Origin of the sequence: Bradyrhizobium sp. 23 (assembly GCF_023073295.1) — a bacterium.
Lineage (GTDB): Bacteria > Pseudomonadota > Alphaproteobacteria > Rhizobiales > Xanthobacteraceae > Bradyrhizobium > Bradyrhizobium canariense_D.
Window position 1 is genome coordinate 57,714 of the sequence record NZ_JADPJF010000022.1, and the last position, 1,000, is coordinate 58,713.

General features: G+C 68.3%; 1 protein-coding gene and 1 pseudogene. Both read right to left on the bottom strand.

Annotation, left to right across the window (positions count from 1 at the left end; translation table 11 throughout):
• Window positions 1-273 (bottom strand): annotated as a pseudogene (locus IVB32_RS03370) (glycosyl transferase); the annotation flags it as partial.
• Window positions 270-1,000 (bottom strand): lysylphosphatidylglycerol synthase transmembrane domain-containing protein (locus tag IVB32_RS03375; protein ID WP_247409803.1); only part of this gene is annotated, 731 nt, incomplete at its 5' end. The pseudogene IVB32_RS03370 and the gene IVB32_RS03375, both read right to left, overlap by 4 nt.

Here is a 1,000-nt window from a genome sequence, read left to right on the forward strand (position 1 = left end):
GATCAAGACCGTCGCAGCGATCAACGCCGGCGGAATCGCGACGTTCGCCCAGACTGCCCAGGCTGATGCGACCAGCAGCGTCGCTGATATCACGGCAATGCCCGCACCCTGCGGGGTCGGGATGCGATGAGAGGACCGCGCGTTGGGCCGCGCCAATGCGTAACGCTGGAGCAGGGGGCGGCTGGTCCAGGTGATGACGCCCGACACCAGCGCGGCAATCGCAACGGCAAGCAGCGAGGGGACGGCGCCGAGCGCATCGATGGCCGCGCTCACTCCGGCACTCCGAGGGGCGCCGATCCCTGCGCGGCTTTCTCGGCGCTGAGGATCCAGACCAGACCGCCGATCGCGCCGACGATGAAGTACACGGCGCCGAACAGCAGCGAGACGTTGACCCCCTCGTTTGCGGCCAGGCCCGCGAAGCCGAACGCGAGGCCCATGGTGGCTTCCCGCACGCCCCAGCCGGCGATCGAGATCGGCATCATCGTGATCAGCATCACCGGCGGCACGAGCATAAAGACGTCGCTGAATCCGACCGGCGCGGCGATCGACTGCACGACGCACCAGGCGACCACGACGGCCAGCACATGCACGGCGAGCGACAGGATCACGACGGCCGGTCCGCGCGAGCGGCTGAAGATCACTCGGTTGGCGATCACGGCACAGGCGTGGATGTGATGCGTGGCCCACCAGGTTTTCAGCCAGTGCCATTTCAGCGCGCCGAAGACCAGAAAGCCGAGGCCACCCGCGAGCGCCGCGAGGTCGACGAGCAGCAGCGCCGAGCGCCCGTGCGGATCAGCGATGAGGCCGTAGCTCCAGGGCAGGCTCGCGACGATCATGATCGCGAGCGCGATCAAACCGATCGCGCGGTCGACGAAGATCGAGTAGGTCGCAGCGCGCCAGCCGGCGCCGGCGCGCGCGACGAGCCACAGCCGGACCGCATCGCCGCCGATCGCCGAGGGCAAGGTCTGGTTGAAGAACGATCCGATCACGTTGTAGCGCA